The sequence below is a fragment of the Lactobacillus corticis genome, from assembly GCF_018327645.1.
In the GTDB taxonomy this organism is placed as follows: Bacteria; Bacillota; Bacilli; order Lactobacillales; family Lactobacillaceae; genus Lactobacillus; species Lactobacillus corticis.
This window is the reverse complement of sequence record NZ_BMAY01000006.1, coordinates 42,758-65,757: the sequence shown is the minus strand read 5'-3', so window position 1 is coordinate 65,757 and position 23,000 is coordinate 42,758. Positions and strand designations below refer to the sequence as shown.

The following is a 23,000-nucleotide window of genomic DNA, read 5'->3' as shown; positions in this document are numbered from 1 at the left end:
ATTTTGATGTGACCTAATTATTTTTTTATTCTTAAGCTGAGTTTTTATCTGAACTATCTTCAAGGTTTTTGGTAGAATTGATAACTAAATGGGTAAATCCGTAATTTATGAAGAAGGACGAACATGAATAACTTTCACTTTTCAAAACACGAAAAAATTGCACTGGCTTTAGCTGCACTGGTGTTAATTGGCTTATTTATTTCAAGCTCCATGACCTATAATGAGCAAAAATTGCAGCCGAGCTTCACTAACCACTATCTAAAATGGTTAGAAAACATTGTCGGTAACTGGAATATCTATTATGCCGGTAAGTGGCATAATAGTCTAAATGACGGCGGAGTAGCTGCGATGGCTGAATTTGTCCTGCGGAAAGCCGCCCACTTTGGCTCATATTTGCTCTTGGGACTTTTTTCCTATATCGGTTTCCGGCGCTTGAGCCGCATTAAGTGGATCGGCGTTTTTAGCACCTGGTTTTTCTGCGTTGCGATGGCAGCCTTTGATGAATACCACCAATACTTAACCGGCGACCGGACGCCTAGCGTGCATGATGTCATGCTGGATAGTTTGGGGAGTTTAACCGGAATAATTATCATGCTGATTGTGTATTATTTCATAGCGGAAAAACGGAAACAAAGCAAGTAATACCGCTATTATCTTGAATTTTTGATAACAGTGAGTTAAACTAATTGTCGTTGATTAAATCTATAGAAGAGAAAGAAGGATTCTTATATGTCAGGACATTCAAAATGGCACAATATCCAAGGCCGCAAGAATGCACAAGACGCTAAGAGAGGTAAAATTTTCCAAAAGTTATCTCGTGAAATTTACATGGCTGCAAAGAGTGGTGGTCCTGACCCTTCAGGGAATCCGGCTTTGCGGTTAGTTATGGATAAAGCCCGGGCTGCCAACATGCCTAAGGACAACATCCAACGTGCCATCAAAAAGGCTGAGGGTAACTCAGAAGAACACTACGATGAAATTACCTACGAAGGTTACGCACCAGGTGGCGTGGCAGTTTTAGTTGAAGCTTTAACTGACAACAAGAACCGGACTGCTTCAGCTGTGCGGGTAGCCTTTACTCGTAACGGCGGTTCATTAGGGGCAACGGGTTCAGTTGCATACATGTTTGACCGGAAGGGTTACATTGTAATTGACCGTTCAACGACTGATGCTGACGAAGACCAAATGTTATTGGACGTTATGGATGCCGGTGCTGATGACTTGCAAACCAGTGACGACGCCTACGAAATTTACACTGATCCAAAGCAATTTGCGCAAGTTCGGGATGCTTTGGAAAAGGCTGGCTACAAGTTGGCTGATGCTGAATTAACTATGATTCCGCAAAACACGACGCCAGTTCCAGCTGATAAGAAGGAACAATACGAACATTTAATCGACCAGTTGGAAGATGATGACGACGTTTCTAACGTTTACTCAGCTGCCGCTGACGATGATGATGAATAAATCTTAATTTTTTAAGTGTCTGGGAAAAATTTTCCAGACGCTTTTTCTTTTGCAGGAAAGCAGCTACAAATATCGTCATGCTAAGCATTATTAGTGCATAGTATGGCGATATTTTTTTCTTTATGCCATCAGGCCAACTGATCAAGAAAGGGGTAAAAAATTATGCAAAAACTTGTGAAGAAATCCATTTTTTTGCGTATTAGATATATAGAGGGATAAATCATCAAAGGAGGGATGCTTATGACTGCAGCCAAGCGAGCTGCTAAATTACTGGAAGGAGCAATTGCGAAAAATGCTAGTGATGTTTTTATCTTGCCAACAGTCGCTGGGTTCGTTTTGTATTTCCGAACCAAAAATGGGTTAAGCAACCAACAAAAACTCACCTATAGCGAAGGACGGGAATTAATCAATTATTTCAAGTACAGCGCCGAAATGGACTTGGCAGAACACCGCAGGCCACAAGTAGGGGCCTATCAAGTTGTTTTAAATGACCAGTCCTATGCTGTTCGTTTGTCCAGCATTGGTGATTTTCATGATCGGGAATCGCTGGTTTTGCGCATTATCTATGATCTGGCTACCAGTAGGTATTTTTACCCGGAACAGTTTGAAGAATTGGCCAAGCTAGTGGGACGGCGGGGTTTGATCTTGACCAGCGGTCCAACCGGATCAGGCAAGACGACAACGATGTATAGCTTGGCCCAAGAATTAGCTAGGCAGGGGCAATTAGTCTTAACCATCGAAGATCCGGTTGAAGTTGCTCATCAGGACTTTTTGCAGACCCAAATCAATGATGAAGCAGGGATTAGCTATCAAGCCTTGTTAAAGGCAGCCTTGCGCCATCGGCCCGATGTGTTGATCATCGGAGAAATTCGTGATCAAGTGACGGCCAGACTAGCAGTTGATGCGGCTCTTTCGGGACATTTAGTTTTAGCTACTGTCCATGCCAAGAGCACCTACCAGACCATAAGTCGCTTGGAGAGCTTAGGAATTGGCCGCACGGATTTATGCAACTGTTTAACCGCAGTTTCATATCAGCGTCTTTTGCCGACCAATTCGGGACAAGCCTGTTTATTAGATCTTGCAGCTGGACGGCAGTTGACCAAACTGATTAATACCGATCAAAGAGCCGACTTCGTCGCCTGGCGGCAAAATTTGGCGGCTTTGGTCAAGGAAGGGAGGCTTGATTTAGATGCTTATGAGCTCTTCCAACAAGGATAAACTATCAGCCAAGCAACAATTAGCTATGCTGGAATTTTTGGCCCATAGCCTCAAAAATGGTTTTTCCTTGGCTGCCAGCATTGATATGTTGCCAGTGTTATGGCCACAAGAACGCGACTTGATGCTCCGGCTAGCAAAAAATCTTAGACAGGGACATGAGTTAAGCGAAGAATTGCGCCAGTTAGGTTTTTCCAAAACAGTCGTTACCCAAATTATGCTGGCATTTCATCAAGGCAACTTGGTTGAATGTCTCCAGCAGCTTGCCACACTCACCCGTTTAAAACAGCAGCAACTGAAGAAAATTGCCGGTCAACTTTCTTATCCCTTGGTTATTGCCGGTATGATGGTCTGTTTGCTGCTGGTGATGCAGGAATTATTAGCAAATAATTTTGCTGGTCAGCAGAATCATCTTGGCGACTGGCTCTTTGCTGGTCTTGGTTTATTAATTGTGGCAGGCGTTGCGGCCTTTTTATGGATGCTGCGACTGGTGCAGAAGTTAGACTATCAGTCATTACAGAAACTGGTGCGTTTGCCCATTTTAGGAAAAGTAATCAAGCTCTATATTAGCTACTTGCTGGTGTATGATATTGGTTTATTTTTAACTAGCGGCTTTAGTCTGCAGCAAATGTGTGATTATGCGATTAGACAGGAAGCGGGAAGCTTGCAGCAGATAATTGCTTCTGAGGTAAGGGCGGACCTGTTGCAGGGGGCAGATTTAAAAGAGTTGATTCGTAAAAATCCTTTTTTGCCAAATAGTTTGCTGCTGATATTAGAAACTGGTTCAACGCGGGCCGATTTGGGTGAACGCTGCCTGTTGTTAGGTAGGAGCTTATTTTTAGAGTTAACCGAAAAAATTGAAAAATTAGTGGTTAATATTCAACCTGTCTGCTTTGTACTATTGGGGGTCAGCATTTTAGGGATGTACTTAAAACTCTTGCTGCCAATGTACACCATGATTCAGGGATTTTAATTAACGGGATAGGAGAAAATAGATGAAAACACGTGTGAGAAATTTTGTAGTTAAAATATTGCGAAAACAGCGCAAGCAAGAGGCTTTTACTTTAATTGAAATGGTTGTGGTAATGGCAATCATCGTGATGCTGGTCATGCTGATTGTGCCGAATATTATTGGAACTAAAGACAGCGCCCAAAAGAAGGCAGACCAAGCATTCAAGACCACTTTACAAACCCAGGTAGAACTGTATCGCGAAGACACAAATAAGCTGCCATCGGGCTTTGCCGGAATGGATAAATATTTGTCCGAGGATCAAATTGAACGCGCAAATAAAGGATTCCGAATTAATGCTGATGGTACCGTTGTTGAGAATGATAGCAAGACTAGCGGGAATGAAAAATAAATCATTGCCGGGATTTACCTTGCTGGAAAGTGTTTTGGTATTGGCTATTGCTGTAATGGTCGTTAGTCTGGGAGTAACGACTTTAGGTTCCTATCGCCAAGAGCTGGAATTTAATAATACTTGCAAGCGCGTGGCAACGGCAGTGGATCAAGCAGTTATCTATGCGGCGTTAAAGCATAAACCAGTAGAATTGCAGCCATTGAATAATTCCTTACGAATTCGGCGGGGACCAAAGAAAGAATTTATTAACTTTAATTCTGATACCAAGGTTTATGTCAGCGACAGCATTAAACTTATCGGCATCTCCACCATTTCACCCGGTACTTTTGTTATTTATGATAATCACAACCACCGACGCACTTACACTGTACAAATGAACTGGGGAAGGGTGGTGGCTAAGGATGAAGATTAGGGCTTTTCTTTTACTGGAAAGCTTAATGGCCTTAATGTTGGCACTGTTAGCCGCAACGTCTTTAATGTTGATCGTGGGCGAAGGCCAAAAAGTAGAACGACAAGCAGAATTAGCAGCGGATCGGGCTTTTGCCTGGCATGTGCTGCGGGAGACCGGTGCTAGTGACTTTATGGTGCATGATCATAAATATCGGCTTCAAGGAGAAAAGGGAGTATTTGATGAAACAAGTCAGCAAGCTTATCAAGTTAAAGACTAATGCTTTTACCCTCTTAGAAGCGGTAATATCTTTGATGATTACCGCCCTAGTGGTGAATTTGCTCGCTTTGATCCTCCAAACCGTCCAAAAAGCCGATCGCTTAGATCATCGGCGCAATGAGGTAGCTTTTGCAGGACAGCAATTTGAGCGTTTTCTCAAAAAACAGAGTGATTATACTTATACGCTGCCGCGATTTTCAACTAAGAGCCAAGCCAAATTTTGGCGCCACTATGTCGACTATCGTGGGGTAAAGATGAAACAAATTTTTACGTTGAAATGGAAAAATCGCAGCATAGTGGTCTCCCCGGGATATATGCCGCTAGTTACTAAAGTGAAAAAGGCTCGGTTTCAAACTGACGACCGCTTTATTAGGATCAATTTGGAGGAAACAAACGGTCGCCAGTCGCAATTGATATTTAAATTAGATCAAGCACCCAAGGAAGAGAAAGAACATGATAAAAAGGCTTCAACGGAAAAAGTTCAAGGCTAGTGCCTTGTTTGCCAGTGTTTTGGTTTTGCTAGCTACTTTATTGTTTGTTAGTTACTATCAATCGATGTTTAGGGATTCTATTGCCAATAATCATCTTCTGGAACAGTACTTCACTTGCACCAACTAAGCAATTTCTTATAAAATAGCAAGGTACCAGAGAAGGATGATAGTATGAACAATATTGAAAAGAACTTTAATCAGTTTTTGCAGTGCGTGAATTATTTGCAAGAAGCACTAAATGTGAGTTTTGCTGAAGCACTGACGGAAACGTTTGACAATCTAGAAAATAATACCATTAAGGTTGAACTAGGTGCTCCAGACCAAGAGCAGGTACAGGAACTAAGTAAGCTTTACCAAGGACTTAATTATGATGAACTATCTGATGACTTGAAAGCTGAAATTTTTACCCTGTTAAGCGTTAAGGCCATCAATGATGATGAACGCGATGCTAACCAAATGCCTACTCCACCTAATGTGGCAACGGTAATCGCAATGCTGATGGAAAAGCTGCTGCCGCAAAAGGCAGAATTATCCTTGATGGACCCATGTATCGGCACCGGGAATATGTTTTTGTCAGTAGTTAGACAGCTGGTAAAAGCAAATCATTCAAAGAACAACTTTAAACTCAGCGGTATTGATAATGATGAGGATATGTTAAGCTTGGCCGATGTAGCTGCCCATTTGATGCACCTGCCAATTGACTTGTATCGCCAGGACGCCCTAGAACCTTGGATGGTAGGTAAACAAGCAGCCATCGTTAGTGATTTGCCCGTTGGTTATTATCCAATTGACGAAATTGCTGAAAAGTACGCAACGCGGGCAGAAAAGGGTCATTCCTTTGCTCACTATCTGTTGACTGAACAAATAATAAATAATCTTGAACCAGGCGGCTTAGCCTTTTTGGTAGTTCCTAAGTCGATGATTGAAGGGGCGCAGGCCCAAGACTTTATGACTTGGCTGACTAAAAAGGTCTACCTGCGAGCAGTGGTTGGTCTGCCTAGTGATATGTTTCAAAATAAATTTAACCAAAAAGAAATTTTGGTCTTTCAGAATCATGGCGCTAGCAGCAGTCGTCAACCGGTTTTGGCTGCTAAGCTGGACTCATTTAGAAGCAAAGAATCGCTACTTAAGTTTAATGTGAAATTGAACGAGTGGTATACTGAAATTAATCATTAGTTTGCAAGCCAACACGAAAAGGTTGGAGGATTTTATATATGGGAAAAGTTTTAGCTATTAATTCAGGCAGTTCATCATTTAAGTACAAGGTTTTTGATCTGCCAAATGAAGACGTATTGGCCAGCGGAATGGCTGACCGGATCGGGATTGACGGCTCTAGTTTCGAAATGAAATTGGCTAATGGAGAAGATCATGTACAAGAAGTTGCCATTCCTGATCAAGAAACGGCAGTTTCCTTGTTGCTAAAGGCCTTGAAACAAAATGGCGTGGTAAAAGATTACGACGAAATTGTTGGGGTAGGTCACCGGGTTGTTGCTGGTGGCGAAAACTTCAAAGACTCAAGTATCATTGACGAAAACAATTTACACGAAGTCTACGACTTAGCAGAATATGCACCTTTGCATAACCCCGCTGAAGCTGCCGGCATTGAAGCCTTCATGAAGTTGCTCCCTGGCGTTCCGGAAGTTGCCGTTTTCGACACGTCATTCCACACTACGCTTGATCCGGTACAATACATGTATTCAATTCCACATGAATACTATGATAAATACCGGGTACGTAAGTATGGGGCACACGGTACTTCAGTACGTTATGTGGCAAATCGGACTGCCAAACTTTTAGGTAAAGATGTCAAGGATCTGAAAATTATTGTTTGCCACCTGGGATCAGGGGCTTCAGTTACTGCTGTCAAGGATGGCAAATCCTTTGATACTTCAATGGGCTTCAGTCCTTTAGCTGGTATCACGATGGGAACCAGATCAGGTGACGTTGACCCTTCAGCCTTACAATTCATTATGAATAAAGAAAATCTTTCAATGGATGAAATGATTGATATTTTGAATCATAAGTCAGGGCTGCTAGGTTTATCAGGAATTTCACCTGACATGCGTGACTTGAAACACAACAAGGATAAATATGCGCAATTGGCGCGGAAGATCTTCATTAACCGGATCGTGCGCTATGTTGGTGCTTATATTACCGAAATGGCCGGTGTTGATGCAATTGCCTTTACTGCCGGCATCGGTGAACATGATAAGCGGGTTCGCAAGGGCGTGATGGAAGCCTTAGAATTCTTAGGTTTGGATCCAGACTTTGATGCTAACGAAACTAATGGCGAAAAACTTATTTCCAAGCCAGATTCTAAGATCAAAGCATTAATTGTTCCAACAGACGAAGAATTGATGATTTGTCGCGACGTTGTTCGTTTGGCTAAGCTTGATTAGTTTTAGTTCAAAAAGCCTGTCAGATCTGTTATAATATCTACTGTTCTATCGAATGGGGATGTTTTGGGATTCGACAGGCGTAGATCCGCATTGACTGCGGTCCGTAGGTCACGTCTACGTAAAAACGTCACAGTTTTATAACTGCAAACAAAGAAAATTCTTACGCAGTAGCTGCTTAGTCAGCCTGTGTTGCCTTTAACCGGATTACTTGCGTTTGGTTACTGGTATCAACTTCAGCAAGTTACGTTTAACTACCTCACCTGAATAGTTGAAAAGAGTTCTTCCAGGTTAGCTTAACCAGTTTAGCCCTGTTATATGGCGTTTGGGTTAAGTGAACTGAAAGTAATATAACTATGATCGTAGAGGTCAGTGACGGGATGCGTTTGGACAGGGGTTCAATTCCCCTCATCTCCACAAATTGGACCATGGAAGTCATTCATTGGCTGCCATGGTCTTTTTTTATATCTTTTTTGCAAGCAAACCAAAATCCTGACATACCGTTAGCTAGCAGCTTAATTTTAGAAAAGGCTTTCAATAGCCAAAGCAAAAACTTATACTTAACTCGAGGTGATTAGATGGAACCATTATTTTTAACCCCGTATTTTCGACCAAAAATCTGGGGTGGTCGCAAATTGGACACAATTTTTCATTACAATATACCTGAGGGCAAAGTCGGTGAAGCCTGGATTATTTCCGGCTATAAGGATGACGCTTCAACTTTGACTTCTGGTCCATACAAGGGCCAATCTTTAAGACAGGTTTACCATGAACACAAGGAATTGTTTGGTAATCCTACCAGTGAGGAATTTCCTTTGCTGGTTAAATTTCTGGATGCAAATGATAATCTGTCGGTCCAAGTTCACCCAGACGATGAGTATGCTCGTAGAGTAGAACATGATCGAGGAAAAACTGAAAGTTGGTATGTTTTGCAGGCAGATCCCGGATCATATTTGATCTATGGCCATAATGCCAAGACTAAGGAAGAATTGGCCAAGATGATCAAAGATGGTGACTGGGATCATTTATTGCGCAAGGTGCCGGTAAAAGCGGGGGACTTTTTCTACGTTCCTGCTGGCACGATTCATGCCTTAACTAAAGGGATTTTGGTCATCGAAACTCAGCAATCGAGTGATGTAACTTATCGCTTGTATGATTGGGACCGCGTAGATGAAAAAACTGGCAAAAAGCGGGAACTTCACACGCAAAAGAGTATCGACGTGACAACTGTTCCTCATGTTGATCCCCAAATGGCAGTTACTGAAACCAGCGAACAAGACGTTAAGATTAAGACCTTAGCTCAACCGCCGATGTCGCCGCATTTTTACCTGTGGCAGCTTGACCTAGACGGTGAGTGGCAGACCGGCCTTAACGACCACCCATACTTGTTGGTTTCGGTGATTCAAGGCAGCGGCCAGCTGCAGGCTGATGGAAAAGTATATGATTTGCAACTTGGAAGCAATTTCATTATTCCTAATGGGATGAAGAAATTCACATTCACTGGTAAAATGAGGTTAGTAATGTCTGCACCTGGCGAAGGCGAGTAGATAAATCTAACCGAAGAGAGTGAAAAAAGTTTGATCTATGTTGCATGCGGTAGCATATTAATTGCGATTGGAGTAATTTGGCTAATTAATCCAGCTAAGCGGCCTAATCGAATTTATGGCTATTGGTCTTACTTAGCTATTACCACTAAAGAAAGCTTTAAATTAGCCCAAAAGTGGGCAGCTGGCTATTTTATCTTGTACGGCGGGATTCAGCTCCTGTTAGGGGTTGGCATCCACTATTTAAAGTGGGATCGGTATTTTCTATGCTGGTTATTGACTTTCTATCTCTTCATCATTTTCCCAATTGCAAGTACTGAGACAAAATTGAAAAAGTATTTGCTTGCTCGTCATGAACTGCCGGCAGATTATGTCAATCCAGACGATGTAAAACACGAAAAAGTTAAAGGATTCAAGGATCAATAATGAACTTAAATATTTTAATAGTCGAAGACGATAATTCTGTTGCCGAAATGATGGGCTTATTCTTTAAAAAAGAAGATTGGAATGAAGACCTGGCAACAGATGGTGAACAAGCAGTAGAAATGTTCAAGGCAAATCCCGAGAAATACGATATGATTACCCTGGATTTGAATTTGCCGAAAAAAGATGGCATTCAGGTAGCTAAAGAGATTCGGGCAATTTCACCCAAGGTGCCGATCATCATGCTGACGGCTAGAGATACCGAAAGCGACCAAGTCTTGGGCTTAGGAATCGGAGCAGATGAGTACGTAACCAAGCCTTTCAGTCCGATTGCTTTAATTGCCCGGATCAAGGCTTTGCACCGGCGGGTCATGATGGAACAAGAGGCTGATGACAAGCAAAGTGGAGAAAATAGCGACTTTGATGTTACTACTAAGCATCTAGAAATTTCTAAATCACGCCGAGAGGTTCGCTTTGACGGTCGAGTGGTAGAAAACTTGACGCCTAAGGAGTTTGACTTACTATATACCATTGCGCAAAAACCACAACAAGTCTTCTCACGTGAACAACTGCTAGAGCTGGTCTGGGGTTACGAATATTATGGCGAAGAACGAACTGTTGATGCACATATCAAGAAGCTGCGGCAGAAGCTAGACAAATTTGCTCCTCAAATTATTCAAACAGTTTGGGGCGTAGGCTATAAATTTGATGATTCGAAGGTTAAGCAATGAAGTTAATCTATCAGAACCTTCTCGGCTTCTTAGTCGTAATCTTAACAAGTGTCTCAATCATTGGTTATTCGGAAATTAAGTATGAATCTGTCCAATCCTATCAAAATAACTACAAACGGCTTGAAGGATATGCTCAAGCCTTAGGCAACATGGCAAAATCTGATGGCGATGGCAAGACGGCGGTTTTGAGCAATAATTTTCTGAATAAATTGCAGTTTGTTTTTCGGGATGACCAGGTCAGTATCAGTATTTTTGATAAAAACGGTCAGCAGATTTATCCTAAGAGCGCAGGCGAGGTTAAACTGCGAAAGGGCGTACTGAAAACCCTGAAAAGCGGAAAAGAAATCCGCATTTCAAATACGCAACGCGAGCAGGCGACCAAAAAAACCGATAAGGTAGCTTTCACTGGGGTCTTTGTGCCTTGGTTTAGCGGGAACACGATGATTGGCGTTATTTGGATTGGCGCGCGGGTTAACAATATCGAACGACCGATCCAGATGGCTAAGCGGAATTTGGTAAACGCCTTAATTATTTCAATTGCTGTGGCACTCTTGCTCAGCATCATCATGAGCTACTATCAGTCGAATAAGATCAAGCGTCTTTCTTTAGCAACTAAAAAGGTTGCCCAAGGAGATTTTGAAGTCCAGCTGCCTCATCGCAATCGGGATGAAATTGATGAATTGGCCGGCAACTTTAACAAGATGGTGCGGACCTTGAAACGCTCTGACGAAGAAGTCAAGGCGCAAGAAAAGCGGCGCGATCAATTCTTGGCTGATGCTGCGCATGAAATGCGCACGCCGTTAACCACGATTAATGGTATCTTAGAGGGCTTGCAGTATGATGTCATTCCTGAAGAAGATAAGCCTAAGTCAATTGAATTAATGCAGCATGAGACCAAACGTTTGATTCGGTTGGTAAATGAGAACCTTGACTATGAAAAAATCCGCAAGAACAAGGTGGTATTGCTAAAGAGTGAATTTGATGCCAAACCGCTCTTGGATGATGTCAAAGAACAGCTTTCGGGCAATGCCAAAAAATCTGATAACGAGTTGATTCTTAAGGTCCCGAAGAAATTGCCAACATATGCAGACCCCGATCGCTTCACGCAAATCATGGTAAATCTGATTCAAAATGCCATTCAGTTTACCGAACATGGGCAGATCCAAATCGTTGGTCGGCGAATTCCACATGGCAGTCAATTCCAAGTAATTGATAATGGCATCGGCATGAGTCAGGAACAAATGAAGTACATTTTTGAACGGTTTTTCAAGGCTGACCCATCACGGGCACGTCTGGGGACCGGAGAATCCGGTTTAGGTCTGGCCATCGTTTCTAGTTTAATAAAACAGCATGGCGGCAAGATTGATGTATCATCTGAGCCAAATAAAGGTTCTACTTTTACGGTAGAACTTTATGACAAAGGCTATGAACAAAAGGCTCAAGATGATCATAAAAAGCTAGTTCCTGAAGATGAAAATTAAAAGTTTGATAGTATAACAAAAAAGCAGCGCTTTGCGCTGCTTTTCTAATGCTTATTTTTCCGAACTGCTGCTCGAGCTAGAGAGTTCTTGATCAGTTACGGCCTTCGGTATTTTCGTGATTTCACTACGTCTGCCTGCTAATTCAGGGGCATCAGTTTGATATAGCTTAGTGGTAGTATGATTGCCGTTTTCGCTGTAAAGCGAGGTTGACCGTTTTCCCAGCTCTCGTTCAACTTTTCGCATTTGTTGATAGTTGGTGGTGTAATTGAAATTCTCAGGGTTTACCGGGATAAAGCCGCTGGGCGTATAATACCGCAGCAAATTCTTATTATTCAGCAGGTCTGAGTATTTCAAAGACAATCTTGCGGTTTTGCTTAACTTAGCAATTTCAGTCTTTTCTTTTGGAGTAAAGTTAACAATTTGTTTGCCATCTTTACGCTTATAAACTGTGCCTTTGATTCCCTTGCCGCCAATAATGACATAATTTTCGCTAACGATCGTGCCATTTCGGAAAACAATCCACTTCCTGCGATCTTCAGAAAGCATGTCAGTACCAAATTGCAGGTACTTTTTGGTGGCGACGCCAAGTAAGTGCAGGAGGGTTGGCAAGACGTCAATTTCGCCGCCAACTTGGTTTTCTCGTTTTCCTTTTAGGTTATCAGCGTAGATCATAAATGGTACGCGCTGCATTTCAACATTATTGTAGTTATTCCAAGTATCACTATCCTGGCCCAGTACTGGCGCCAAAGTTTCATATTCGGAGTTGCTTAAGCCATAGTGGTCGCCGTAAATAACAACCATCGTGTCCTTCAGCAAGCCGGATTTTCTGAGGTAGGCAAAAAATTCTTGCAGAGCCTGGTCAAGATAGTGGGCGGTTTGGAAGTAATTATTGATCGTCTTATCACTTGTTTTGGTGGTCTTAAAGCTTGGGTCTAAGTCTTCTTCATCCATATCAAAAGGAATATGGTTAGTGACGGTTAGATATTTAACATAGAAAGGCTGCTGCAGATGCTCAAGATATTTAATGCTTTCGGCAAAAAGCAATTTATCCTTGATACCATAGCCAATGGAATCTGACGATTCCTTTGAAAAATAATTTTTGTCGAAGAAATAGTTATATCCCATATTCTTGTAGACATCATTTCGATTCCAAAAGGTGCCCACGTTGCCATGAAAGACGGCTGAAGTATAGCCGTACTGTTTCAAAATTTGGGGTGCTGCCTGGAAGGTATTTTCTGATCCCAAGCTGGTGAAAAGCGAGCCATCAGAAATCCCATAGGTGCTGGTTTCCAGCATATTTTCGGCATCACTGGTCCGGCCCAGCCCCACCTGGTGGTAAAAGTTGCTAAAAGAAAGGGTGTGGGGACCGCGATAAAGCGAATTTAGGAAGGGCGTAACTTCTTTACCGTTGATTTTTAAATTAAGCAAGAATTGTTGGAAGCTTTCAAGGTGGATCACAATTACGTTTTTCCCTTTTTCCGCCCCATAGTACTTTTTATTAGGCTTGGCATAATTTTGAGAAAGGTAATTCATAATCTTTGAAAGATCACTGGTGGAGGCGTTTTTGGTCACCGATCCCGTCTCCAGGCTCTTAATCCCATCATAGATGGTAAAAGTATCAATCCCAGTGTATTTAACCACATAGACGCGATCAAAGGTATTTCGCAATAATCTTGGCCGCGAGGTTTCAGCTAAAGTCAAGTTTGCAACTGCTAAGAAGATTGCAAAACTAGAAACCCCCAAGGGTTCAATGACTCCGTAAGATTTTTGATCGATCTTTACTTGCCGGCTAAGCAGCAAGGCGATGATGATGACAAAATCTACCAAAAAGATTAGATCGTAGGGCTGCAATAAGGCCACTGTGCTTTTTCCTAGACCTTGCGAAACCTTGCCCGCATTGAGCATGGTTTTAACCGTTAAAAAGTCCGAAAATTGCCGATAGTAGAGGATGTTGGCAAATAATAGAATCGAGTTTAATCCATCCATGACCAGCATCACAATGTATGAAATCAGCGGCTTAGGAACGTAAAAGCCAATGCTGATCAAGAAAGCTGCCGTACCAATCGGGCTGGTCCACATAATGATGTGCTGCCAGGGATCAGATAAACCTAAGTTAAAGTCAGTGTAAGCAACTAGAATGTACTTTAATGAATAAAGCGTCACTAACAGGCAGAGAAACCCTAGCCTAGTATTTAGAAATCGTCGTAATTTTGTTAAGTTCACAACTTTGTTCTCCTTTAGTAACCTAATTTTATAAGAGTTCCAGGCTGATGACAAATTATCGTCAAGAGTTTCAAGATTCTTAACATTTTCGCCCAATAAATTTAGCAAAAGTCGGCTATAATTAGGTAAGAATTTTTAAAGGATTGGTAGCATGTTATTCTTTGGACCCTTGTACAATTGGCTAGCCGCTCACTATGCCATGCAAATTAATCATTTTGCACTCGTTAAATTAATTCTGACAGCACTTGATAAAACTATCTTTTATTTTCTGATTTTTGCCTTCTTTCGCTTGTTATGGCTTTTTGGCGTAAGGCATCGGCGAAGTTTAGCCAGCGAGGTCAGCGTTTGGCTATTAGTTTTTTATATGCTGCTGGTTTTTATGGGGACGACTTTTAGGGATGCCTACTTCCCTTGGCAAATTGAATTGCATTTGCATCGTCCTTTGTCCGATATCAATTTGGTCTTTTTAAAAGAAACCTGGAAGATGATCTATGCGCCAAGCCATTTGGACTTTTATTACAATTCTTTAGGCAATATTTTATGTTTCCTGCCATTCGGCTTCTTGTTCCCGATTGTCTTTTCAAAAAAGGCGACTGCTGCTAAGACCATTTTGCTAGGGATGGGCTGGTCGATTACCATTGAAATTTGTCAATTTTTCTTGGCCACCGGCGTGACTGATATCGACGATGTCTTTTTTAATACCGTTGGAGCCAGCTGCGGATATCTATTGTATCGCCTGTTTAAACGGGTAAAAAAAGAAATATCCTAGAGGTCTAGAAATCGGTTACGAAGATTGCTACAATAGGGCTTGTGAAATATATATTTTAGTTAGGAAGCGGATTATGAGTTTAATTAAATTTGATAGCAGTAAATTGACGCCATTCGTTCATGAAAACGAATTGAGCGAAATGCAAGCTATGGTTGATGCAGCTGATAAGGAATTGCATGACGGTACTGGTGCTGGTGCTGATTTCCGCGGCTGGGTTAACTTGCCAGTTGAATATGATAAAGATGAATTTGCTCGGATTAAAGCAGCAGCTAAGAAGATCCAAAGCGATTCAGATGTCTTAATTGGAATTGGGATTGGTGGTTCTTATTTAGGTGCCCAAGCCTCAATCGAATTCTTGAACGGTGCTTTCTATGGCCGTGACAAGGGCAACTACCCAACAGTAGTCTTCTGTGGTAATTCTCTATCTGGCTCATACCTTTATGACTTAATTGAATGGTTGGGCGACAAGGACTTCAGCTTGAACGTAATTTCTAAGTCAGGTACTACCACTGAACCATCAGTAGCCTTCCGGATTTTGAAGGACAAGCTGATCAAGAAATACGGTAAGGAAGAAGCTAACAAGCGGATCTACGCTACTACCGACCGGCAAAAGGGTGCTTTGAAGACTGAAGCAGATGCTGAAGGCTACCAAGAATTTGTTGTTCCTGATGACTTAGGCGGTCGTTTCTCAGTTTTGTCAGCTGTTGGTTTGTTGCCAATTGCTGCTGCCGGCTGCGACATTGACGCTTTAATGCAAGGTGCTGCTGATGCTCGTGCTGATTACTTGGGCAAGACTGATTTGAAAGAAGACAGTCCATACCAATATGCAGCTTTACGTAACATTTTGTACCGGAAGGGCTACACTACCGAATTATTGGAAAACTACGAACCAACTGTTAGAATGTTTGGCGAATGGTGGAAGCAATTGATGGGTGAATCAGAAGGTAAGGACCAAAAGGGCATCTTCCCAGCAAGTGCCAACTTTACTACTGACTTGCACTCATTGGGCCAATACATTCAAGAAGGTCGTCGGAACTTGATGGAAACGGTTGTTCGGGTTGTTAAGCCAGCTCACGACGTTGAAATTCCAAACGACGACAAGAATTTGGATGGTTTAAACTTCTTGTCAGGCAAGACGATGAACTACGTAAACGACCGGGCATACGAAGGCGTGGTTTTAGCTCACACCGACGGTGGCGTTCCAGTTATGACGGTTAACATTCCTGACCAAACTGAACATACTTTGGGCTACCTGATTTACTTCTTTGAATTAGCCGTAGGTATTTCAGGTTACCTGAATGGCATTAACCCATTCAACCAACCAGGCGTTGAAGCATACAAGCGTAACATGTTTGGTTTGTTAAACAAGCCTGGTTATGAAGACTTGCATGATGATTTGCAAAGTCGTCTTTAATTAGCAAAGCCTAATAAAAAGGACAAGCTGAAATTGCAGCTTGTCTTTTTTTATATCATAAAATAACACAGCCTATGTCTACAAATGTAGCTAAAAGTATTGATATATCAATAATGTAAAGGCTTTCTTTTTGAAATAAAATAGCATATAATAGATTCCGAAAGGAAGGAATATGGCAATGATGGTAGATAATTTATGGGTAAAAATCTTATGGGTTGTGGTTTATGGCATAACTTGCTATTACACTTTTACGGGGCAAATGATGCCGGCAATGTATTGGATGGCAGGTGGCATGTTGGCGCAAAGCGTCGTAGATTTAGTCTATTATTTCATGCCGCATCATTCGATGAAAATGAACGAAAAATCTATGTAAAAAAATAAGCATGGCCTTGGCTATGCTTATTTTTTGCTATTTTCAGCTAAGAAGGTATCGATAATCCGTTTTCTCATGGCAAGAAAGATCGTATTATGGCCAGTCGGATGAACCCGATTAGTCAACAGGATTAAGCCGCTTTGCTTTTGCCGGTCGAGAATAATTAAGGTTCCAGTGAAGCCGGTATGCAAAATAACTGGATGGTAATCAGCTGGATCAAAACGCAAATCCCAGCCCCAAGCCCGCGGCTTAACACCGGATGGCGTCCGGTCAAAAAACAATTGCTTGACTGTTTGCTGACTATAGGGCAAGACTTCTAAATTTTGACCAAGAATACCCTGGCTGAATGAAATTAGGTCTTCCATGTCAGCAAATAAGCCCGCGCTTCCGCAATCAGGGCCAAGCTGGCGGGCTTTAGGATCATGGGGGATGCCTTTTAAGACTTTTCCGTCGACTAGGGCTGTAGGGATGCACTCACTTGGATTAGGAGAAAAAGTTGCATGCTTAAGTCCCATCTCTTGCAGGAGATGCTGACTAACAGTTTGTACCGGTTGGTGATAGATTGCTTTGATGACCAAGCCTAATAAGATGAAGTTGGTATCAGCATAGCGCATTTTGCGATTGAATTCGTCGGTTACCGGCAAGTTCACGATAGCCTTTAATAAGTCATCATGGGATAGTTGGTCGCGATTAGGAATCCAACCGCGAATTCCACTAGTATGCGTTAACAGGTGCTGCAAAGTGATGCGCCGATCAGTGAAGTCGGGCACAAAGTCGGCTAATTTTTCAGAAAAATTCAATTTTCCCTGATCGTAGAGATGCAACAAAACATTTTCGGTTGCTAATACTTTGGTCAGGCTTGCTAGGTCATAAATGGCAAAGGGGCTAAGCTGCTCTAATTTGGGATAAATTGCCGAAAAGCCGAGCGTTGAGGTGAAAACTTGTCTTCCATTCAGAAAGGCATAGTTGGCACCGGGAACGATTCGTTCTGAGACCATCGCTTCAATTAAATGCTGCGTTTTTGAATAATCAATCATGGTTAAAAACTGTCCTTACTATTGATCTCCATTATAAATAAAAGTTCTTGACAAGACCAGACCAAAGTAGAATAATAATACCTGTTGGATTTGCCCGTTGGTCAAATGGTTAAGACGCTACCCTCTCAAGGTGGAGTTGCGAGTTCGATTCTCGTACGGGCGATCAAACACTGGGATGTAGCCAAATTGGTAAGGCAGTGGACTCTGAATCCATAATGTTCCGGTTCGAGCCCGGACATCCCAATTTTTTTATTCTTTAGCTTCAACCTGCGGGTTGAAGCTTTTTTTGTACAAAAAAAGCAGCATCAAACGATGCTGCTGGGCACTGGGGCTACATGCCTGCTTTAATGATTTTCTTTTCAGCCATTTTTTTGCGTAAGGCAAGCATTGCCGTGTAAGTTGAAAGAATATAGACCTTCTTGGTAGGCAGTTTGCCGATTTCTTCAATCAAGCTGTCATAGTCAGGATTAATCAACATGGCCCCGTTATCAAAGCCGGCAATTTCTAAGCGAAAGGCCATATCGTGCCAGCGCTGGCCGCCAACTAAAACTTTCTTAATCTGTTGGGGATTTAAACTTTCATAGTCAGCATCCCAAATCCAAGAAGTATCGATCCCATCGGCGTGGTTGGCATTAAGCAAGGTAACTAGCGAGAAATCATCCTGCTCGGTGTTGAGCATATGCAGGACTTCATCTAGCCCGACTGGATTTTTGACCAAAATCAAATCAATTTCTTTGCCACGGTAATTAATCAATTCTTGGCGACCGAACACCCGCTTGTTCGCCTTGAAAGCTGCTGCTACTTCGTCATCAGAAAGACCGAATTCTCGCGCAACGGCGTAGGCAGCCAGGGCATTATAAATATTGTAAGTGCCGCCGATATTAATGTGGTAGCCCTTAGTTCCCATATGAAAGGCAATTTCATTAGGCGTTTGTTTGTCAATTGAGTTTACCGTGTAGGTCAGTTTAGGCCGGTGATAACCGCAATTTGGGCAGAAGAAATTACCTAGGTTGGCATAAATTCGTTCGTGGTAGTGCAAGACGTGATCGCACTTAGGGCACAAAACACCGTCGGTGTTGACCGGAGCCTTCAGGTCGTTTTCTGGTTTTGCTCCTAAATCAAAACCGAAGAATACTTTCGGGTTTGGCAAGTCAACGCTTGAAAAAATGCTGGCGTCCCCATTGGCAATGATGGTTGCATCAGGCTGGAGCTTGATGCCGTCAACAATTTTTTCGTAGGTGGTATAGATTTCGCCATAGCGGTCCATTTGATCACGGAAAATATTTGTCAAAACGAAAGCCTTGGGGTGCAAAAGCTGGGTAACCATTTTGACGTTAGCTTCGTCTACTTCCAGAACCGCAATCTTTCTTTTAGCGCGATTTTTTCCATGGGCCAGAAAAGCAGTTACGATCCCTTGCTGCATGTTGGAGCCGCTAGGGTTGGTTAAAACATCGCCATATTTTTGCTTAAGCGCATTAACAATTAAGGCGGTAGTCATTGTTTTACCATTTGTCCCGGTGACGATAATGGTTTCATAGCCTCGGCTGAGGCTTTTAAGGACGTCGGGGTCTACTTTCATTGCCATTTTTCCTGGAAAACTAGTCCCGCCCTTGAGAACGTTATGCAAGAACCAATATGAGGACTTGCCTAGAGATGTTGCAAAACCTGATTTAAAACTCATGTCTATTCCCTCACTTCAAAAACTAAAACTTATATTAGCATAGAAGAGAGGAATAAAACGAGTTTCAAACATTTTCTCCTGCAGAAAAAACAAATTTCATCTATACTATATAGTCGGATAATTGCAAAAGGAGAACAGCAATGGCACAATTATTTTTTAGATATGGCGCAATGAGCAGCGGCAAAACAATTGAAATTTTAAAAGTGGCGCATAATTATGAAGCTCAACATCGGCAAATTGCCTTGATGACCTCAGGCTTAGATGATCGGAGCGGCAAGGGCGTAGTGGCTTCTAGAATTGGTTTGCACCGAGAGGCTGTCCCAATCGAAGCCGATATGGATTTATTTGCCTATATTAAAAAGTTGAACCAAGCTGATGAGGCACAAGGTCATGGGAAGCTGGCTTGTGTATTAATTGACGAAGCGCAATTTTTAAAACGGCATCACGTCTTGGAATGTGCCAGAATTGTTGATGAGCTGCAGATTCCGGTAATGTGCTTTGGTCTCAAAAATGATTTTCAAAATCATTTATTTGAAGGCAGCGAAAACCTTTTGATTTTTGCTGACAAGATCGAGGAAATGAAGACTATTTGCCATTATTGTGGTCATAAAGCGACCATGAATCTGCGTATCAATAACGGTAAGCCGGTATATGAGGGCGAACAAGTTCAAATCGGCGGGGATGAATCCTATTATCCAACTTGTCGTAAACACTATTTTCACCCAATTACTGATTAACAGGCAAATTGTATTAGGAAAGGAACGATTTTAACAAATGGATAAAGTGATGGCACAGCTTGAAAGTCTAGTAGCCCACTATGAAGAGCTGCAAGAAATGATGGCTGACCCCGAAGTAATTAATGATACTAAGCGGTACATGGAAATTTCCAAAGAAGAAGCGGACTTGCGCGAGGTGGTAGAGAAATATCGCAAGTATCAAGCTGATAAGCAAGAAATTGCTGACAATTTGGATATTATCAAAAGCGAAAGCGACAGTGACCTAATTGAAATGGCCAAAGAAGAAAACTCTGATTTGGAAAAAGAAGTCGCTAGCCTCGAAGATCAAATTAAAATCTTGATGCTGCCTAAAGATCCAAATGATGACAAAGACATCATTATGGAAATTCGTGGTGCTGCCGGTGGGGATGAAGCTTCGCTGTTTGCCGGCGACTTGTTGCGGATGTACGAAAAATATGCTGAACGACAAGGCTGGAATGTTTCGATTGTTGATAGCGAACAAACCGAAGTTGGCGGTTATAAGCGCGTAGCGATTATGATTACGGGTGACAAGGTCTACAGTAAGCTGAAATATGAAAACGGCGCTCACCGGGTTCAACGAATTCCAGTTACTGAATCACAAGGCCGAGTTCACACTTCAACCGCGACTGTTGCGGTAATGCCGGAATATGAGCAGGTTGATATCGACCTTGATCCTAAAGACATTCGGGTTGACGTTTATCGGTCAAGCGGTGCTGGTGGTCAGCACATCAACAAGACTAGTAGTGCCGTGCGGATGACTCACTTGCCTACGGGAATCGTTGTGGCGATGCAAGATCAACGGAGCCAGCAGCAAAACCGGGAAAAAGCCATGGAAATTTTAAAGTCGCGGGTTTACGACTATTACGAAAGTCAAAATCGTGACCAATACGATGAAAAACGTAAAAATGCCGTTGGTACGGGGGATCGGTCTGAACGGATCAGAACCTATAACTACCCTCAAAATCGGGTGACTGACCACCGGATTGGCTTGACTTTAAACAAGCTGGATCGGATTATGAACGGCGAACTCGATGAAATAATTGACGCCTTGATTTTGTACAACCAAACTAAGCAATTAGAGGAGTTGGCAGAAAATGCCTAGAACTATACATGAAGCTCGCATGTGGGCTTGTGAAACTGCAGATAATGTGCGTCCGGAGGACGTAGATTATTTATTAGCTGAGCGTTTGGATATGACGCCCAGTCAGTTTCAATTAAAGCAAGACTTGGTTTTAACCGAAGAACAGGAACACCAGCTAAAACTTGATGTTAAAAAGTTAAAGCGCGGAGTCAGCCCGCAATATATTTTGGGCTACAGCTGGTTTTATGGTTATAAGCTAAAAGTGGTCCGCGGAGTGCTGATTCCGCGGTTTGAAACTGAAGAATTAGTTTCCTGGGCCTTAGATCACGTAAAAAATGGCGATAAAGTACTTGATTTAGGAACGGGAAGCGGCTGTATAACCGTGGCTTTTGGTCAAGAAGCAGCCAAAAAAGGGATTAAAGATTTGGACCTCTATGCCAGTGACATTAGCGATACTGCTTTAAGAACTGCAGAAGAAAATTTTGCTGACTATGATTTGGATGTAATTGTGCGCAAAGCTAATATTTTGATCGGCTTGGAAAAGTTTGACAAGATTATCTCTAATCCGCCATACATCAAGGAAAATGAACGCGGCTACATGGATCAAAACGTTTTGGAAAATGAGCCGCAAGAGGCTTTATTTGGTGGCAAGGACGGCTTGGCCTTTTATCGTCGGTTTGCTGACCAAGTAAGAGATCACTTGCATGCTGGGGGAGAATTTTTCTTAGAATATGGCTTTAGCGAGCAAGACGAATTGCGTCAATTATTTGCCGAAAAGTTGCCTGACTTTACTGTTGAATTTCGGAATGACTTGGCTGGCAAACCTCGCATGGTATATGGAAAGTGGAATCAATAATGGAAACCAAAATACTGTCAAAAGATGATTTGGATCAAGCAGCATCACTTTTAGCACAAGGTGAGCTGGTGGCATTTCCAACGGAAACAGTTTATGGGTTAGGGGCAATTGCCACGAATGAAACCAGCGTCAAGAATGTTTACCGCGCCAAAGGGCGCCCTAGTGACAATCCACTAATCGTAACCGTTGCGGATGAAGCCATGATGCGCCGGTATGTAAAAGCAGTGCCTGAAGAAGCTGAAAAGCTGATCAAGCATTTTTGGCCTGGACCCTTAACTTTATTGTTATACGTAAAGCCTGGCAGCCTGCCTGAAGCTGTGACTGGGGGCTTGCCGACCGCGGCTTTTCGCTGCCCCGATGACCAATTGACGCATGATCTGATTGCTAAGCTGGGTTACCCGATTGTTGGGCCATCAGCAAACACCTCGACTAAGCCAAGTCCAACCACGGCTCAGCATGTTTATCATGACTTGAAAGGCAAGATTGCAGCGATTGTAGATGGTGGTGCCACTCGGGTGGGACTTGAATCAACCATTATTGATTTAACCGCTCAACCACCAGTCGTTTTGCGGCCTGGGGAAATCACACCGGAAGCATTAAGTACGGTTTTGGGTGAACCGGTTTTGCTCAATACCGGTAAAGTCGGTGAAAAAGATATTCCTAAAGCCCCTGGCATGAAGTATCGTCACTATGCGCCTAGCGAACCGGTCGTGGTTGTGGATCAAGTTTCAGATTTTAGCAAATTGATGCTTGATGAAACCACTGGGGTGATGGCTCTGAGCTCGGTCTTGGCCGATTTAGCGGTGCCTGATGCCAATAAATTTAATTTAGGAAATAATTTAGTAGATGCAGATCATAATCTTTTTGCAGGCTTGAGATATTTTGATGATCAAGCGGGGATCAAAAAGATCTATGTTCAAGGTTTTGATCAGGGGCAAGCTAGCTATGCCTACATGAATCGGCTAAATAAAGCAGCAGCCGGCCAACACTATCGAAAATAATTAATGACTGAATACGCGAAAGGCTTTAAACCTT

24 protein-coding genes, 2 tRNA genes and 1 other RNA gene are annotated in these 23,000 nt (G+C 42.5%); 24 read left to right on the top strand and 3 right to left on the bottom strand.

The window, feature by feature from the left end; genetic code table 11:
* Positions 1-123: 123 nt before the first annotated feature.
* The 15 genes from KI210_RS05140 (at position 124) to KI210_RS05070 (ending at position 11,773) form a co-directional block, all read left to right on the top strand.
* Positions 124-642, top strand: coding sequence for a VanZ family protein (locus tag KI210_RS05140; RefSeq protein ID WP_212780828.1), 519 nt, complete (start codon positions 124-126; stop codon positions 640-642).
* Between the two features lie 87 nt (positions 643-729).
* Complete coding sequence (locus KI210_RS05135; protein WP_212780827.1) at positions 730-1,464, top strand: YebC/PmpR family DNA-binding transcriptional regulator; 735 nt, start codon at positions 730-732, stop codon at positions 1,462-1,464.
* Between the two features lie 240 nt (positions 1,465-1,704).
* Positions 1,705-2,682, top strand: coding sequence for a competence type IV pilus ATPase ComGA (gene comGA, locus KI210_RS05130; protein WP_212780826.1), 978 nt, complete (start codon positions 1,705-1,707; stop codon positions 2,680-2,682).
* Positions 2,654-3,652, top strand: coding sequence for a type II secretion system F family protein (locus tag KI210_RS05125; protein WP_212780825.1), 999 nt, complete (start codon positions 2,654-2,656; stop codon positions 3,650-3,652). The genes comGA and KI210_RS05125 overlap by 29 nt, the downstream gene beginning before the upstream one ends.
* 22 nt (positions 3,653-3,674) lie before the next feature.
* Positions 3,675-4,040 carry a competence type IV pilus major pilin ComGC gene (locus tag KI210_RS05120; protein WP_212780824.1) on the top strand — a complete coding sequence of 122 codons (366 nt, stop codon included), beginning with the start codon at positions 3,675-3,677 and terminating at the stop codon, positions 4,038-4,040.
* Positions 4,030-4,452, top strand: coding sequence for a pilus assembly FimT family protein (locus KI210_RS05115; protein ID WP_212780823.1), 423 nt, complete (start codon positions 4,030-4,032; stop codon positions 4,450-4,452). The genes KI210_RS05120 and KI210_RS05115 overlap by 11 nt, the downstream gene beginning before the upstream one ends.
* Positions 4,442-4,708: a hypothetical protein gene (locus KI210_RS05110; RefSeq protein WP_212780822.1), complete on the top strand. Its 267-nt coding sequence runs from the start codon at positions 4,442-4,444 to the stop codon at positions 4,706-4,708. Before KI210_RS05115 ends, KI210_RS05110 begins: the two co-directional genes overlap by 11 nt.
* The gene (locus tag KI210_RS05105) at positions 4,671-5,198 is read left to right on the top strand and encodes a competence type IV pilus minor pilin ComGF (RefSeq protein WP_212780821.1); all 528 of its coding nucleotides are present in this window, start codon (positions 4,671-4,673) and stop codon (positions 5,196-5,198) included. The genes KI210_RS05110 and KI210_RS05105 overlap by 38 nt, the downstream gene beginning before the upstream one ends.
* 171 nt (positions 5,199-5,369) lie before the next feature.
* Positions 5,370-6,374, top strand: a complete 1,005-nt coding sequence (locus KI210_RS05100; RefSeq protein WP_212780820.1) for a class I SAM-dependent methyltransferase — start codon at positions 5,370-5,372, stop codon at positions 6,372-6,374.
* 38 nt (positions 6,375-6,412) lie between these two features.
* The gene (locus KI210_RS05095; protein ID WP_212780819.1) at positions 6,413-7,597 is read left to right on the top strand and encodes an acetate/propionate family kinase; all 1,185 of its coding nucleotides are present in this window, start codon (positions 6,413-6,415) and stop codon (positions 7,595-7,597) included.
* A 54-nt stretch (positions 7,598-7,651) separates the two neighbouring features.
* Positions 7,652-8,014: a transfer-messenger RNA gene (gene ssrA, locus KI210_RS05090) on the top strand.
* A 158-nt stretch (positions 8,015-8,172) separates the two neighbouring features.
* Positions 8,173-9,141 (top strand): mannose-6-phosphate isomerase, class I, encoded by a 969-nt coding sequence (manA, locus tag KI210_RS05085; RefSeq protein WP_212780818.1) that lies wholly within the window; start codon positions 8,173-8,175, stop codon positions 9,139-9,141.
* 30 nt (positions 9,142-9,171) lie between these two features.
* Entirely contained in the window at positions 9,172-9,564 is a 393-nt protein-coding gene (locus tag KI210_RS05080) for an SdpI family protein (protein WP_212780817.1), read from the top strand.
* Positions 9,564-10,292: a response regulator transcription factor gene (locus KI210_RS05075; RefSeq protein WP_212780816.1), complete on the top strand. Its 729-nt coding sequence runs from the start codon at positions 9,564-9,566 to the stop codon at positions 10,290-10,292. The genes KI210_RS05080 and KI210_RS05075 overlap by 1 nt, the downstream gene beginning before the upstream one ends.
* Positions 10,289-11,773: a sensor histidine kinase gene (locus tag KI210_RS05070; RefSeq protein WP_212780815.1), complete on the top strand. Its 1,485-nt coding sequence runs from the start codon at positions 10,289-10,291 to the stop codon at positions 11,771-11,773. Before KI210_RS05075 ends, KI210_RS05070 begins: the two co-directional genes overlap by 4 nt.
* A gap of 51 nt (positions 11,774-11,824) precedes the next feature.
* Here the strand turns inward: KI210_RS05070 and KI210_RS05065 are convergent, their stop codons facing one another.
* Entirely contained in the window at positions 11,825-13,996 is a 2,172-nt protein-coding gene (locus tag KI210_RS05065; RefSeq protein ID WP_212780814.1) for an LTA synthase family protein, read from the bottom strand.
* 151 nt (positions 13,997-14,147) lie between these two features.
* Here KI210_RS05065 and KI210_RS05060 point away from each other — a divergent pair, with 151 nt between their 5' ends.
* From KI210_RS05060 to KI210_RS05050, 3 genes are all read left to right on the top strand, one after another.
* Complete coding sequence (locus KI210_RS05060; protein WP_212780813.1) at positions 14,148-14,765, top strand: VanZ family protein; 618 nt, start codon at positions 14,148-14,150, stop codon at positions 14,763-14,765.
* Between the two features lie 73 nt (positions 14,766-14,838).
* Positions 14,839-16,179 (top strand): glucose-6-phosphate isomerase, encoded by a 1,341-nt coding sequence (locus KI210_RS05055; RefSeq protein ID WP_212780812.1) that lies wholly within the window; start codon positions 14,839-14,841, stop codon positions 16,177-16,179.
* Between the two features lie 172 nt (positions 16,180-16,351).
* On the top strand, positions 16,352-16,552 hold the full coding sequence (locus KI210_RS05050) for a hypothetical protein (protein ID WP_371870186.1): 201 nt from the start codon (positions 16,352-16,354) through the stop codon (positions 16,550-16,552).
* A gap of 26 nt (positions 16,553-16,578) precedes the next feature.
* Here the strand turns inward: KI210_RS05050 and KI210_RS05045 are convergent, their stop codons facing one another.
* Positions 16,579-17,589 carry a serine hydrolase domain-containing protein gene (locus KI210_RS05045; protein WP_212780811.1) on the bottom strand — a complete coding sequence of 337 codons (1,011 nt, stop codon included), beginning with the start codon at positions 17,587-17,589 and terminating at the stop codon, positions 16,579-16,581.
* A 91-nt stretch (positions 17,590-17,680) separates the two neighbouring features.
* Here KI210_RS05045 and KI210_RS05040 point away from each other — a divergent pair.
* Together KI210_RS05040 and KI210_RS05035 are read left to right on the top strand one after the other, a co-directional pair.
* Positions 17,681-17,752, top strand: a tRNA-Glu gene (locus KI210_RS05040).
* A gap of 8 nt (positions 17,753-17,760) precedes the next feature.
* Positions 17,761-17,833 (top strand) — tRNA-Gln (locus tag KI210_RS05035).
* A gap of 87 nt (positions 17,834-17,920) precedes the next feature.
* Here the strand turns inward: KI210_RS05035 and KI210_RS05030 are convergent.
* On the bottom strand, positions 17,921-19,270 hold the full coding sequence (locus KI210_RS05030) for a Mur ligase family protein (protein WP_212780810.1): 1,350 nt from the start codon (positions 19,268-19,270) through the stop codon (positions 17,921-17,923).
* 140 nt (positions 19,271-19,410) lie between these two features.
* Between KI210_RS05030 and KI210_RS05025 the strand changes: the two genes are divergently transcribed.
* The 4 genes from KI210_RS05025 to KI210_RS05010 are packed head-to-tail and all read left to right on the top strand — an operon-like array spanning position 19,411 to position 22,966.
* Positions 19,411-20,007 (top strand): thymidine kinase, encoded by a 597-nt coding sequence (locus KI210_RS05025; protein WP_212780809.1) that lies wholly within the window; start codon positions 19,411-19,413, stop codon positions 20,005-20,007.
* Positions 20,008-20,044: 37 nt separating this feature from the next.
* On the top strand, positions 20,045-21,130 hold the full coding sequence (gene prfA, locus KI210_RS05020; RefSeq protein WP_212780808.1) for a peptide chain release factor 1: 1,086 nt from the start codon (positions 20,045-20,047) through the stop codon (positions 21,128-21,130).
* Positions 21,123-21,965, top strand: coding sequence for a peptide chain release factor N(5)-glutamine methyltransferase (gene prmC / locus KI210_RS05015; RefSeq protein ID WP_212780807.1), 843 nt, complete (start codon positions 21,123-21,125; stop codon positions 21,963-21,965). Before prfA ends, prmC begins: the two co-directional genes overlap by 8 nt.
* On the top strand, positions 21,965-22,966 hold the full coding sequence (locus tag KI210_RS05010; protein WP_212780806.1) for an L-threonylcarbamoyladenylate synthase: 1,002 nt from the start codon (positions 21,965-21,967) through the stop codon (positions 22,964-22,966). Before prmC ends, KI210_RS05010 begins: the two co-directional genes overlap by 1 nt.
* The last annotated feature ends 34 nt before the right edge of the window (positions 22,967-23,000 follow it).